Origin of the sequence: Janthinobacterium lyxosi (genome assembly GCF_051380665.1) — a bacterium.
Lineage (GTDB): Bacteria > Pseudomonadota > Gammaproteobacteria > Burkholderiales > Burkholderiaceae_D > Janthinobacterium.
Genome location: NZ_JBNYXM010000005.1, coordinates 22,590 through 35,523, shown reverse-complemented (window position 1 = coordinate 35,523; position 12,934 = coordinate 22,590). Strand labels below are relative to the sequence as shown.

General features: G+C 61.3%; 11 protein-coding genes. 1 reads left to right on the top strand and 10 read right to left on the bottom strand.

What is annotated here, in order from left to right; translation table 11 throughout:
* Window positions 1–3: 3 nt before the first annotated feature.
* The 4 genes from ACQ4WP_RS06260 to ACQ4WP_RS06245 form a co-directional block, all read right to left on the bottom strand.
* Entirely contained in the window at window positions 4–477 is a 474-nt protein-coding gene (locus ACQ4WP_RS06260) for a hypothetical protein (protein ID WP_436519173.1), read from the bottom strand.
* The gene (locus tag ACQ4WP_RS06255) at window positions 474–2,054 is read right to left on the bottom strand and encodes an AAA family ATPase (RefSeq protein ID WP_436519172.1); all 1,581 of its coding nucleotides are present in this window, start codon (window positions 2,052–2,054) and stop codon (window positions 474–476) included. The genes ACQ4WP_RS06260 and ACQ4WP_RS06255 overlap by 4 nt, the downstream gene beginning before the upstream one ends.
* Before the next feature lie 86 nt (window positions 2,055–2,140).
* Complete coding sequence (locus ACQ4WP_RS06250; RefSeq protein ID WP_436519171.1) at window positions 2,141–2,746, bottom strand: glutathione S-transferase; 606 nt, start codon at window positions 2,744–2,746, stop codon at window positions 2,141–2,143.
* Between the two features lie 3 nt (window positions 2,747–2,749).
* Window positions 2,750–3,604 (bottom strand): alpha/beta fold hydrolase, encoded by an 855-nt coding sequence (locus ACQ4WP_RS06245; protein ID WP_436519170.1) that lies wholly within the window; start codon window positions 3,602–3,604, stop codon window positions 2,750–2,752.
* Between ACQ4WP_RS06245 and ACQ4WP_RS06240 the strand changes: the two genes are divergently transcribed.
* On the top strand, window positions 3,590–4,567 hold the full coding sequence (locus tag ACQ4WP_RS06240) for a LysR family transcriptional regulator (RefSeq protein WP_436519169.1): 978 nt from the start codon (window positions 3,590–3,592) through the stop codon (window positions 4,565–4,567). The genes ACQ4WP_RS06245 and ACQ4WP_RS06240 overlap by 15 nt on opposite strands.
* A 77-nt stretch (window positions 4,568–4,644) precedes the next feature.
* On the opposite strand, the gene ACQ4WP_RS06235 is transcribed toward ACQ4WP_RS06240, so the two are convergent.
* The 6 genes from ACQ4WP_RS06235 to aspT form a co-directional block, all read right to left on the bottom strand.
* Window positions 4,645–5,772 (bottom strand): ABC transporter permease, encoded by a 1,128-nt coding sequence (locus ACQ4WP_RS06235; RefSeq protein WP_436519168.1) that lies wholly within the window; start codon window positions 5,770–5,772, stop codon window positions 4,645–4,647.
* On the bottom strand, window positions 5,769–6,950 hold the full coding sequence (locus ACQ4WP_RS06230; RefSeq protein ID WP_436519167.1) for an ABC transporter permease: 1,182 nt from the start codon (window positions 6,948–6,950) through the stop codon (window positions 5,769–5,771). The genes ACQ4WP_RS06235 and ACQ4WP_RS06230 overlap by 4 nt, the downstream gene beginning before the upstream one ends.
* Before the next feature lie 6 nt (window positions 6,951–6,956).
* Window positions 6,957–7,931 carry an HlyD family secretion protein gene (locus ACQ4WP_RS06225; RefSeq protein WP_436519166.1) on the bottom strand — a complete coding sequence of 325 codons (975 nt, stop codon included), beginning with the start codon at window positions 7,929–7,931 and terminating at the stop codon, window positions 6,957–6,959.
* A gap of 2 nt (window positions 7,932–7,933) precedes the next feature.
* The gene (locus tag ACQ4WP_RS06220) at window positions 7,934–9,343 is read right to left on the bottom strand and encodes a TolC family protein (protein ID WP_436519165.1); all 1,410 of its coding nucleotides are present in this window, start codon (window positions 9,341–9,343) and stop codon (window positions 7,934–7,936) included.
* Between the two features lie 178 nt (window positions 9,344–9,521).
* A complete protein-coding gene (locus ACQ4WP_RS06215; protein WP_436519164.1) occupies window positions 9,522–11,132 on the bottom strand; it encodes a bifunctional aspartate transaminase/aspartate 4-decarboxylase in 1,611 nt (536 codons plus the stop codon).
* Window positions 11,133–11,199: 67 nt separating this feature from the next.
* Window positions 11,200–12,888 (bottom strand): aspartate-alanine antiporter, encoded by a 1,689-nt coding sequence (gene aspT, locus ACQ4WP_RS06210; RefSeq protein ID WP_436519163.1) that lies wholly within the window; start codon window positions 12,886–12,888, stop codon window positions 11,200–11,202.
* Window positions 12,889–12,934 lie beyond the last annotated feature (46 nt).

The following is a 12,934-nucleotide window of genomic DNA, read 5'->3' as shown; positions in this document are numbered from 1 at the left end:
CTGTCAATCGCTGTGCGAAAAGTGCAGCAGATAGCGCTCATCCCCGGACTCGAAGGCGATCTCGTCCCAGTGGATCGCGTACCAGAAACCAGCGGGCGGCGTCATCGTCACGGCGTGCAAGGAAAACCCGCCTAGCGCGTCGTCGAGCGACTCCAGGAAAGCGGCCACCAGTTGCGCGCGGAAGCGCCCCGGAGGCGCCGCCTGCATGTGCCGCGACGAGAAAAACCAGCGCTGGCACACCTGCTCCAGGTGCGCGCGCCCGCATGGCGCCGCATTGACGTGCCACAGGGCTGCCGGCAAGTCGCGTGCGGGTTCGATGACGTTCAAGGCATAATTTTCGACGCGCAAGCCCCGCGCCGTGGCGAGGTCCGGCGCGTCGGGCAGGCGCTGCAACTCGTAGCTCGCGCACAGGTCGCTCGCCTCGCCATTGAGCAAAGCCAGCGCTTCCAGGAAGCCTAGACAATGAAGAACGCTCATTGCGAACGCAGCCAGCTGCGGTAATTGGTGTAACGCTGGTGCAGGTATTTCAATTTCAGCAGGTCGTCATACAGGGGACCGTACAGCTTGCGCCCTTTGGTGCGTTCGCCGATCAGCTTTTCGATGCGGTTCAGGCGCGCCAGGGTCTCGCGCTCGCTGACGCCATCGAGGCCCAGGTCGAATTCAGCCGACAGTACGCCGACGGGATCATCTCGGTCCAGGTCCAGGCGGTTGAATTCATCGTTCGACAGGTCGAACAGCCGACGCAGCCAACCCAGCCTGTCGCTGCGGTAGGCGGCGTTTTCCGGCAGCGCGAAAAAGGGCGCGTCCGGGTCCGGCTGCAGCTTGTTGTGCAAGACGAAGGGCAGCACCTGGCGCAAGTCTTCCAGCTCCACCTCGCCGTTGCCGCGAAAATACGCCATGGCCTTGGCGTAGATCAGCAGCGCCATCAGGGTGCGCACGGAGATGCCATTCAAGGTCTGGCAACCGAGGTCCTTCAGGCGGTCGCGCCCATTGTCGGCCGCCTGCGCGGCGCCCCGGTCGGCGCCCGCCAGGCGGGCCGTATCCTTGGTCATGTATTCGAACTGGCCGCCGGCCGTCTCGAACAGCTCGAACTGGCTGGCAAAGAATTCCAGGCGGCGCCGCACGGCGTCGGGTATGGCCACCTGGCGGATGGATGCGCCGATCTGGTCCACCTCCCCTTCCGTGAAGATGATCTCGGGCGGCACCAGCTCTTCGGGGTGCACGTTTTCTTCCACACGCAGCAGCAGTTCGTTCAGGAAGCGCGGATTGAAAGCTAGCGCCTGCACCGTCACGTCGACCCGGTCGCGCAGCGCTTCGATCACCTGATACGTGCCGCCGCCCTGGTCGTCGTTGGCCGTCAGATACCAGGCCGCTTCCGGGCATTCGTAAATGTGGTTCAGCACTTCCGCGTAATTGTCGCCCATGACGGTGAGCAGCGCGCTTTGCGTGCGCGTGGGGATGCGGTTGTATTCATCGACGATTTTCACGCGCATGCCCAGCCAGGCGCGCCAGGCGATGCGGATCTCGTCCATGCTTTGCGCGTTCACCAGATCAAACGGCAGCGGATTGCCGAGCAAGTCGGCCACCGTCATCTGCGGGTGGCCATGCTGCATGGCGCGTTTGACTTCCTTGACGGTCGACCCGGCCAGCACGCCCATCAACAGGGCGCTGGCCGTCTTGCCCCGCCCCGGCCCGCCAACGAACAGGCATTTGCGGCGCGTGGCGAACGTCAGCAGCGGCAGCAGGATGAAACTGGAATAGCTTTGCGCCGACGGCAAATTCAGGGTGCGGCGGCTGTCGCCCACGGCATACGTCTGCGACGGGCCATCGTTGTATTCGATATCGTAATGGGGGCTGATGATGGCGTGATTGACGATCCAGAAGTAGGCCTGGCGCAGCTTTTCATCGAAAGGCCGCGCTTGCACCTCGCCTTCTGCTCCCAGCGCGATGGGTCCCTGGTACAAATCCGCCACGTCGAACTGCCGCGCGGCAGGCGCCGCTTTGGGCTTGGTGGGGGCTTGGGACAAACGCTGGAACAGGTTGAAGGGGGGCATGGTGCTGGATATAGGCGGCGTGACAGAAACGAAATTATTGCACAATGCGTCAACAGGCACTTGTTCGGATGGAAAGTATGTCGTGGTCAGCAAGCCATCCGAGTGGCAATAAACGCCGCTTGCTGCTCCGCCAGTGCCGTCAAGCTGGCCACTGCCGGATAATCGCCCGCCTCCAGTGCATCCGGCACCATCTGCTGAGTGAAGCTCCAGGCCACCGCAATGCTGATACCGGCAACACTCAGACAGTCCGGTGCTTCTTCTCGCACAGACACTTCCAACTGCCGCCAAGCCCCTTGCAGTTGCACCTGAACACGGTCCAGCCACGCCTGGTGCTGTTTTTCCTGGGGACGCAAGCGTCGTTCATACACGATCTGCACCGTTTTCTCACAGGCCGCCAGCGCAAAACCTGTCTGGCACAGCGCATGCAAGCGTGCCGGGCTTGACCCCGGCATGATGCGGGGCGCCCCTGCTGCAAGTTCATCCAGATAAACAAGTATCAAAGTGGAGTCCATCAACACTTGCCCATCATCGGTAATCAGGGTCGGCGCCTTCACGGCCGGATTGATTTTTCTAAAGATGTCAAAGTCAGAAAAAACCGAGAGCGGCTGGTGTTCGTATGGCAGGCCCAGCACTTTCAGGCAAATAGCGACACGCCTGACGTAGGGAGAATCGAGCATTCCGATCAATACCATGATTTATATCCTTCCAATATCATTAACAAAATCAATCACTTGGGCAGCGACAGGCAATGGCGCATCCTCCATCAGGAAATGCCCGGCCTCTTCGTAAAGGTGCAGCGTGGCACCGCGAATATCGCGCTGCAAGCGCCGTGCATAGGCCACTGCCTGCCACTCGTCTTCCATGCCCCATAAAATCTGCACCGGCAAGTCGAGCTGCGGTAATTTTTCGGCAAAGTCCCTGGTATAAGATGCGTCATAGTGAGCCACCTGATGCTGGTAAAAAGACGGTTGTCCCACCACGCCGCACAGCGGTTCCAGATAACGCTGCAGCGTCTCGCCCTGCATCCTGTCCTTGTGAAAAACGGCCATGCCGAGCTGGCGCAACATCGCACTGCGGTGTGCACTTGCCGGCATCAGCGCACACTGTGCGTAATCATCGCGCATGTGCTTCCAGGTGGGCGACGGCCAGGAGTCATAGCTGGGAATATCCGCAATGGTCAGGCTGAGCAAGCGCGTGGCATGTTCAAAAGCCAGCCGCAGCGAGATAGCCCCGCCGATATCGTGGCCGAACAGATGGGCCTTGGGCAATTGCCAGTGGTCGAGCAGCGCGGCCAGCACCGTCACCTGCGCGGCCACGGAGGTATCGCCGCGAACGGGGCGCTCGGAGGCGCCAAAACCCAGCAGATCATACAAATGCACCTGGAACCCGGCACCGACAAATACCGGCACCAGTTCCCGCCAGATGACACTGTGCGCTGGAGTGCCATGCACCAATACCAACGGCGTGCCAGCGCCATGGATGCCCGTCGCAATGCGGTAGCCGTTGATCAGGATGTGGCCGTTCAGCAATGGCTCGTGAATAGTCATCATGTGTCCTCATTTTCAATTACTGCAGACTATCGCTTGACTGATAATGACACAAGTGACATTATTTTCACCTTGCTTGCAACTTTTGTCATACATCAAATGCCTATGCGCCTTTCTGTCGATGCCCTCCGTGTATTCAGAACGGTAGTGCAAATTGGCAATATGAGTCATGCCGCATCTTTGCTCAATCTCAGCCAGTCTGCGGTGAGCTGGAAAATCAAGCGGCTTGAGCAGCAACTGGCGTGTCCGTTGCTGGCGCGCAGCGGCAAGCTGTTCGCCCCCACTGAAAAGGGCGCCGTGCTGCTGCAGCATGCGGTAAAAATTCTTGATGCGCACGATGACGCCGTAGCCTATTTTTCGCCATCTGCGATGAGAGGCCGGCTGCGCATAGGAGTGACGGAACAGATTTCACTGGCTGAAGTTTGCGCGGTCCTCTCGCTGTTTTCGCATCACCACCCAAAAGTGGACGTGCAACTCATCATTGAACAGAGCCACCTTCTGCGCCAGCACTTTATCGACGGCGATCTGGATATCATCTTGCACCAGGATTTTGCCGACATGGCGTCCCCCTCTGACAGGCTGTTATGGCAGGAAAAGTTACACTGGTGCAACGCCACAGCAGAGCAGAGCCTGGCCGGAGAACCCGTCAAATTGATCACCTATGGTGCGCAGTGCTTTTATCGCCGACTGGCCGAGGAAAAGCTGGGCGAAGTCGGCATGGCCTGGAGCGTGAGCCTGGAGTGCCCTTCGATCGCAGGTATGCTGACTGCCATCGCCAGCGGGCTGGGGGTGGGGATCATGAATGAACGTAATCTCGGCAATACCGTACGGCGGCATGCGGCGCTGGAACATATTGCCCCGCTCCCCCGTGTCGCCAGCCTGATGCGGGCAAGCGAAAAGCATCCTGATCCGGCGCGTGATGTTTTCTGCAAAATGCTGATGGCAGCATTCCAAAAAACGGCATGAAAGCAGGGGCGTCTTGCGCCGGCGCCCTGAGAGCCATCAAACGCGATGGGTAAGCGGAACCGGCGCAAATGGAAGCGCTACGCCATGCGCCAGCGCCGCCACCCCAGCGCCAGGCACAGCACCAGCAAGCCCAGCAAGCCAGCCACCTCATGGCGTATTTCGTATATCGACGCCCCCATCTGGTTGAGCGCGACAAAACCCTGGATGCCGGCCGTGGATGGCAGCAGCCAGCGCAGCCACTGCAGCACGACGGGCATGGACGAGACGGGCCAGGTCAGGCCCGCCAGGAACAGCACGGGCATCGAGGTGGCGATCATCAGCTGCGTGCCCCGTTCGCGCGTGCGGAACAGCATGCCCAGCAGCATGCCAAAGGCCGCTTCCGCCAGGGAAAACAACACCAGCAGCAAGAGCATGCCGCCGAAGTTGCCGCCACGGGGGTAATCCTGGAACCAGAAGACAAAGCCGAAGAAATAGCAGCAGTTGAGGAAAGCGACACAGGCAAACGCCAGCAGCATGCCCGCATAGCCGCCGACCGTGCGCCGGCCCGCCAGGGGAAAGCTCTTGCGCTGATACCAGGTGCCGAACAGCATGGTCATGCCGATCAACAAGGTTTGCTGCACGATCAGAGTGGCCACGCCCGGCACGACATAGGCGCCATAGCCTTCCTTGACGTTAAACAGGGGCACGGCGTCGAAGGCGATGGGCGAGCGCTGTTGGTTGGCCTGGATGACGGACGGTGTTCCCGCGCCCAAACGCTTGAGCTCAATACCGGCCGACACGGTGCCTACCACTTCGGCCAGGCCGTTCAAGGCCACCTTGTTGAGCATCAAATACAAGCCATTGCCCGCCACTTGCGCATGGGCGGCGCGGCCGGCCAGCAGGTCCGTCTGCAAGCCGTCGGGGAGGATCAATACGCCCATGACCTTGTCGCGCCACAGCAAATCTTGCGCGACGGGCAAGTCCGGCGTGACGGCCACGACCTGCAATGAAGGATGGGCCATGGCAAAGCGCGTCAGCTGGCGCGACATGGCGCTACGATCCTGATCGACGACCGCCACGGGCACGCGCTGGACGATTTCCGTCGAGTACGGCAAAGGATAAAAGAAGGAATAGATGATGCCGCCGATGAACAGCAAGGTCAGCGCGCCCTTGTCTGTCAGCATGGCGCGCCAGGTAGCGAAAAAGGCGGACCAGCAGCTGTTCATGCGCGCCCCCAGGCGGCCGGCGCATTCGCGCGGCGCGCCAGCAGGAATACGCCCACGGCGCCGCAGCCGATGGCAAATCCAGCCAGTATCAGCATTTCCTGTACGCCATAGCGCCACGGAGCGCCGGCCAGCCAGTATTTCGTTTGCAGCTGCAGATAATGCGTGAGCGGCAATGCTTCCGCCCAGGCGCGCGCCGGCGCCGGCATGGCCATCAAGGGAAAGGCCTGTCCCGCAAAGGCAAAGGCCGGCGCCGTAATGAAGGCGGCGCCCGACAGGGCCAACCGCAGGGACAGGGTGGCGGCTATCAGCAAGGTGGCCAGGCCGCAGTAGGCCAGCACCAGCAGCAGCATGCTCAGCAGCAAGGCCGGCAGGCTGCCCGCCACGGCCCAGCCTCGCGCCAGGCTGAAGAACAGCAAATACAGCAGCGCCAGCGCGCAATAGGCGATGAGGGGAAACAGCAGCTTGGCGCCGACGGCGCGCAGCCAGCTGCCTTTGGCCGAGGCCAGCCATTGCGGCACCGTGCCATCGCGCAACTCGCGTCCAATACTCGTGACGACGGCGACGACGATGAAAATCTGCAGCATGGCCGGCATCAGGGCCAAGGTTAAAAACGCTTCATAGCTGACGTTGTCGTTATACAGGCTGTTCAAGGTCGTGCGTATCGGTTCGAACTGGGCCGCCGCCTGCACGCCCGACATGCCCTTTTTCACGCGCGCCGTCATCTCGATGCCGGCCGACAAGGTCGTGCTGACCGTGCGCACGTCGCGCAGCAAGGCGCCCGCGTGCGAGGAAAACTGCGCGTTGTACAGCCATTGCACGGTGGCTTGCCGGCCACCCAGCAGTTTCTGTGCAAAATCGTTCGGAATGACCAGATAGCCAAACGCCGTGCGCTCGCGCAGCCGGTGCAGGGCTTCGTCGCTGGACGCCACCTTGGCCGCCACCTCGATGCCAGGTGAGGCGTCGAGCCAGCGCGTGAGCTGGCGCGACAAGGTGGAGTTATCGTTATCGATGACGACGATGGGCAAGTCGCGCGCGATGCCGGCCGAAAAAATCAGCCACAACATGCCGCACAGCACGACAGGAATCCAGCTGAGCATGCCGAAGTCCCAGAAATCGCCGCGCAAGCGCCGCCATTCGCGCGCCAGCGCTGAAACCGCCTCTTTATCCGCTTCGCTCATCGGCTATCAGAGCGCTGGAAACACGACCGACATGCCCGGACGCAAGCCCTCGACCTTGATGGCGGGGCGCAAGCGGATTTCAAACGTGCGCAAGTCCGTGCCGCCCGGACGGGCCGCGCGCCACGTGGCGAAATCCGGCAGCACGGCCACGGAGCTGACCTTGAAGCTGAGCTGCTGTTTCAGCGCCGGCACATTCGCCGTATGCGTGCTGCCCATGCTGAACGCCGCCATTTCATCTTCGCGCACCTGCAGCACGGCCCAGGCGTCATCGAGGTTCACCAGGGTAATCACGGGAAAACCTTGCGGCGCCAGTTCGCCCGGCTGTATCTGGATCTTGCTGACCTGGCCCGCCACCGGCGCGGCGATCTTGGTTTCCGCCAGGGCAATCTGCGCTTCCGTCAACACGGCGCCCACCTGGCGCGCCTGGGCGGCCGCAGCCGTCTTGTCTTCGGGACGGGCGCCCTTTTGCGCCATGTCATATTGCGCGCGGGCCGCTTGCGCCAGCTGGTCGGCGGCGCGCCATTGCGCTTGCGCCTCGTCACGTTTCTGCTGGGCGATCACGCCTTGCTCGAACATGTTGTTGACGCGGGTATACGTGGTTTTGGCGATGGTCGCCCCCGTTTGCGCCCGCTCCCAGTTGGCTTTGGCTGCACGGACTTCCTCCGGACGCGCACCGGCTTGCGCCTTTTTCGCCACGGCATCGGCTGCCTGCGTGGCGGCCGTCGCTTGCGCGATCTTCGCGTCCACTTCCGGACTCGTCAGCTGGAACAGCAGCTCGCCTTTCGGCACCGTCTGGCCCAGCTTGACGTACAGCTCGCCCACCCTGCCCGGCACTTTCGACGACACATTGACTTCCTGCGCATCCATCTGTCCCTGCAAGGGCAGGCGCTGTGGCTGGAACGCCTGGTACAGGCCCCAGCCCACGAAGGCCAGAACAATGACAGCGGCGCCGATGGCCAATGGTTTTTTGGAGGTACTCATTATTATTTGTCCACAGGTAATTGGATGTCGGCCGCTGCCGCCAGGCTGCCCAGGCGCTGCGTCTCGCCCGTCGCTTCCAGCAATTGCGCCAGCCCCATCACATAGTTATAAGCCGTCTGCGCGCGCTGCGTTTCCACCTTGGCCAGGTTCAGGCGCGCGTCGACCACTTCCAGCGACGTCACTTGCCCTTGTTGGAAGGCCACTGTTTGCAAGCGGATATTCTCGCGCGCCAGCTCCACCGACGAGGCCGTGGACAAGTACTGGATGCGGGCATTTTCCAGCGCGCGCCAGTTCTTTTCGATCAAGGTGGGAATGTCGCGCTCGGCCTGGCGCGCCACCACTTCCACCCGCTCCTGGTCGAGCTTGGCGGCGGCGATCATCTTGCCCGTATTGATGCGGTGCACGAGCGGCACGGACACGACCAGGCCGATGGCCCAGTTCGAGCGCACGAGCTTTTCGCTGCCGCGATTCAAATTGTAGTTACCGATGGCAAACACGGTGGGCGCGTATTCCTTGCCGTGCAGCTTCAAGGCTTGCTCGGCCTGCACGCGCTTGCTATCGATCTTTTTCCAGTTCGCATTTTCGCGCATGCCCGTGCTGATGAACGATTGCAAGGTGCCGACCGGCAAACTGTTGACGAACAGCGGCGTGCTGGGGCGCACTTGCGTATTGACGGCAAGCAAACGGTCTAGCGCCACTTGCGCGATTTCCTCATCGCTGCGTGCCTGCGCTTCCTCGCTGCGGGCGCTGTCCAGGGCCACGTCGGCGCGCAGGCGTTCGGCGCGAGAAATCAGGCCGCCCTTTTCCAGTTTGGCCGCGTCACGCTGATGCTGCGTCACGCCGGCCGTCACTTCGGCCCGCACGGCCACCACTCTTTTCGCCAGCAGCAACTGGAAATAGCGCTGCGCCACCAGGGTGGCCAGTTGCTCTTCCGCTTCCGTGCGCTCGGCCTGAGCAGCCAGGGTCAGGCTGGAAGCGAGGCCCTTGACGGCGTCCAGGCGCCCGCCCGTGTAGATGGGCCACATGCCCAGCAAGCCGAACGAGGTCAGATCCGTCACCACCTCGCGGTTCAGGGAATTGGGAATATGTGGCGTGGGCAAGCCGGGAATCGGCGGCAGCACCGATTCGATGCCGCCCACCACGCCGGACAGGCCGCTGGTATCGATACTCAAATCCGTCGACAAACGGCCGCGAAACGCCGTCAAGTCCACCGAAGGGCCATCGATATTCGACAAGGCTTCCGCCTTCAGTGTCTTTGCGCGCACGTCGAGCGCCGCGCCCTGCACGGCGCCCGAGGCCATTGCCGCTTGCTGCAGCGCTTCGTTAAAGCTCAGCGGTTCCGCCAGGGCGGGCATGGCCGCGCCCAGCGCGCTCGCCAGCAATAATGATAAGTGTCCTTGCAATCTGCCCATGTAGCGTCCAGTCAATGAATGAGGGGAAAGCACGGGGTTGCCATGTTTATACTTTCACAATAGCAATTATATCTACAGATGTCTATTCCAGCCTGCACTATTGCTTACGGAAGCTGACACGCAAAAACGGGCGCCTCTTGCGGGGCGCCCGTTTTACGCACAGTAAGCGGCTACCAACTTACTTCTTGGCTTTTTTAGCGCCCTTTTCCTTTTCCTTTTCAAACACGGCAAAGAACTCGGACGCCATGTTGCGGATGGCGCGGCCGATGTTGGCGTAGTCGTATTCATTCAGGTTGGCCAGCGACACGCGGCCGGACGGGTGCGTCGTGCCGAAGCCGCGGCCCGGCAACAGGATGACGCCCGTTTCCTCGGCCAGGCGGAACAGCGCTTCGTTCGGTTTCAGTTTTTTCAGCAGCCACTGCGAAAACTCCACGCCATGCATTTGCGCGGCCAGGGACTCCATGTCCAGCAGGTGGTAGTAACGCACGGAATTGGCGTCGTGCACCATCGGCAAGCCCAGCTCGCGGTACAGCGCCTCCTTGCGGCGCAGCACGATGCGCTTCATCGATTGCTTGTACTTTTGCTCTTCATCCATCAGCGAGAACAGGGAGAACAAGGTCATCTGCGCCTGCACGGGCGTGGACAGGCCAGCCGTGTGGTTCAGCGCCACCGTGCGGCTGTCGGCCACCAGGCGGTCGATGAATTTCAGCTCGCGCGGCTCGGTGGTGATGGAGTGATAGCGCGCATCGAGCTGCTTCTTGATGGTTTCCGGCAACTTGGCAATCTTGTCGTCGAGCACATTGTTTTCATGCGTGGCCACCACGCCCATGCGCCAGCCCGTCGCACCGAAGTATTTCGAGAACGAATACACGAGGATGGTGTTGAACGGGCAAATGGCGAACAGCGAGACGAAATTGTCCGCAAAGGTGCCATACACGTCATCGGTGAGGATGATCAGGTCGGGGCGCTTCTTGATGATCTTGGCGATATACTCCAGGGTTTCATCGTCGATCTTGACGGACGGCGGATTGCTGGGATTGACGAGGAAGAAGGCTTTCACTTTCGGATCGAGCAGCTTGTCCAGCTCCTTCTTGGTGAATTGCCAGTTGTTCGATTGCGGCGCATCGATGTGCACGGTGTTCAGCTTGTAGTCGTTCAGCTGGGGAATTTCGATGTACGGCGTAAAGATCGGCATGCCCAGGGCGATCGTGTCGCCTTCCTGGATGATGTGGTTCGATTTCAGGCTGGCGAACAGATACGTCATGGCCGCCGTGCCGCCTTCGACGGCGTACATGTCGAAGTTGCCGACGAATGGATGGTCGCCGATCATTTCGCGGTGGATATACTGGCCGACGATTTTCTCGGACAGGCGCAGCATGCGGTCCGGCACGGGATAGTTGCAGCCGAGGATGGCTTCGCACATCTCATAGAGGAAGTCGCCCGCGCTCAAGCCCAACTGATCGCGCACATACGACACGGCTGCCTCGATGAAATGCACGCCGGGGTTGCCTTCGTGCTTGCGCACGAAGATTTCAAAACGCGCCTCGATGCCGTCGCGCGTGGGGAAGCCGCCCACGTCGTCCATGTAGACATAGGAACGCTCCGCTTCCGTCATGGCGAACTGGCCGAACTGGAAGAAACCGTGGCGTGGCGTGGTCGCCAGGAAATTCGGGTTGCCGCGGCCCGCATTGAGCATCAGGCGGTTGCTTTGCTTGGCCGTCTGGATCAGCGCATCCTTCAATTCGAAGGGGCTCAACAGGGCGAGTTTGCTTGGGTTACTGAAATCCATTTTTGCTACTCCTTATAGAATCACAATGTTCGGGTTCTTGCAAAGGTTCTTGCAAATACATGCAGACTCAGACGAAGGCCACAATCAGCGGCCCCAGCAAGGTCAGGAAAACGTTGGCCAAGGCATATGTGATGGCAAACGGTACGGTGGGAATCGAGTTTTGCGCCGCGTTCAGCACTTCGCCGAACGCGGGGTTGGCACTGCGCGAGCCGGACAAGGCGCCCGCGAAGATGGCCACGTTGTCATAACGCAAGATGTAGCGGCCGATCAGCATGGTCAAAATCATCGGCAGGATGGTCACCACCACGCCCACGCCAAACAGGGTCAGGCCATGTTCGCGCACGGTTTGCACGGCTTGCAGGCCGGACGTGAGACCGACGACGGCAACGAAGCCGGCCAGGCCCAGGTCTTTCAGGATTTGCACGGCGCCGCTGGGCATGTAGCCGAAGGTCTGGCGCTTGGCGCGGAACCAGCCGAATACCAGGCCCGACAGCAGCACGCCGCCGCCGCTGCCCAGGGTCAGAGGAATCGAGCCGATGCGCGCCACCAGCAAGCCCACCAGCAAACCGACGACGAGACCGGCACCCATGTAGACGAAGTCCGTCTTGGCGCTTGGCACGATCATGTAGCCCACTTCGGCCGCCACGCGCTTGACGTCCTGCTCGGCGCCATAAATGGTCACCACGTCGCCCGTCTGCACGACGGTTTCCGATTGCATGGGCAAGATCTTGCCCATGCGGCTCAGCTGCACGACAAAGATGCCGTGGCGCACGCCCGGCGCCGTCGCGTTGCGGATTTCGCCCACCGTTTTGTTGTGGTAAGCCTTGTTGGTCAGCACCATGTCGCGGCGCTGCATCACCAGTTCCATGCCTTCGACGGCAAGCAATTCCTTGCCCAGCTGGGAAGAGACGCTGAGCATGGCTTCGCGCCGGCCCACCAGCAGCACGACATCGTCGGCCGCCAGCACCAGGTCCGGGCTGACGTCGATGATCTGGCCATTGCGCTTGACGCGCTCGATGGTGATGGCCGTGTTCGGATGGGCACTTTCGATGTCCGCCACGGAGCGCCCGGCGCCCGGGCCCACGTCGTAAATGCGGCCGATCAGGTCAGGCGCGGCCGGCGTCTGACCCGGTCCCAGCACCTGCACGCCCGCCTGCAGCGCCGTTTCCGCCTTGATCGCATCTTCGCGGATGGTGCGGCCCATGAGCTTTGGCAAGATATTGACGCAGACGATGATGGCGCCAAACGAGCCGAACACATACGTCACGGCATAGCCGACGGCCACGTTGCCCTGCAAGCGCGCCACCTCGTCAGCCGCCAGGCCCAGCTTGGTGATCGCGTCGCCCGCCGTGCCGATGATGGCCGACTGCGTCAAGCCGCCCGCCGCCACGCCGGCCGCCAGGCCCTTGTCCAGGCCAAAGACCTTGGCCATGATGACCACCGTCAGCAGCGCCGTCACGGCCAGCACCACGGCCAGGATGATTTCGCGCACCGACTGGCGGCCCAGGGAATTGAAGAACTGTGGTCCGCTTTCATAGCCAACCGCGTAAATGAACAGGGCGAACAGCACCGACTTGACGCCGGGATCGATGGCGACGCCTACCTGGCTGACGAGTACCGCCACCAGGAGTGAACCGGCGACCCCGCCCAGCTGAAACGAGCCGAACTTGATCTTTCCGATGTAGTAACCCACTGCCAGGGAGAGAAACAAGGCAATTTCAGGCGACTTCTTGAATAACTCATGCAACCATTCCATACAGACCGCCTTTCGTGTTGAAGGAATTCTTTACTACGTCCGTCCT

Coding starts and splice junctions, on each gene's coding strand:
- ACQ4WP_RS06255 (WP_436519172.1), bottom strand. CDS start 2,054: ATGCCCCCCTTCAACCTGTTCCAGCGTTTGTCCCAAGCCCCCACCAAG.
- ACQ4WP_RS06260 (WP_436519173.1), bottom strand. CDS start 477: ATGAGCGTTCTTCATTGTCTAGGCTTCCTGGAAGCGCTGGCTTTGCTC.
- ACQ4WP_RS06250 (WP_436519171.1), bottom strand. CDS start 2,746: ATGGTATTGATCGGAATGCTCGATTCTCCCTACGTCAGGCGTGTCGCT.
- ACQ4WP_RS06225 (WP_436519166.1), bottom strand. CDS start 7,931: ATGAGTACCTCCAAAAAACCATTGGCCATCGGCGCCGCTGTCATTGTT.
- ACQ4WP_RS06230 (WP_436519167.1), bottom strand. CDS start 6,950: ATGAGCGAAGCGGATAAAGAGGCGGTTTCAGCGCTGGCGCGCGAATGG.
- ACQ4WP_RS06215 (WP_436519164.1), bottom strand. CDS start 11,132: ATGGATTTCAGTAACCCAAGCAAACTCGCCCTGTTGAGCCCCTTCGAA.
- ACQ4WP_RS06245 (WP_436519170.1), bottom strand. CDS start 3,604: ATGATGACTATTCACGAGCCATTGCTGAACGGCCACATCCTGATCAAC.
- ACQ4WP_RS06235 (WP_436519168.1), bottom strand. CDS start 5,772: ATGAACAGCTGCTGGTCCGCCTTTTTCGCTACCTGGCGCGCCATGCTG.
- aspT (WP_436519163.1), bottom strand. CDS start 12,888: ATGGAATGGTTGCATGAGTTATTCAAGAAGTCGCCTGAAATTGCCTTG.
- ACQ4WP_RS06220 (WP_436519165.1), bottom strand. CDS start 9,343: ATGGGCAGATTGCAAGGACACTTATCATTATTGCTGGCGAGCGCGCTG.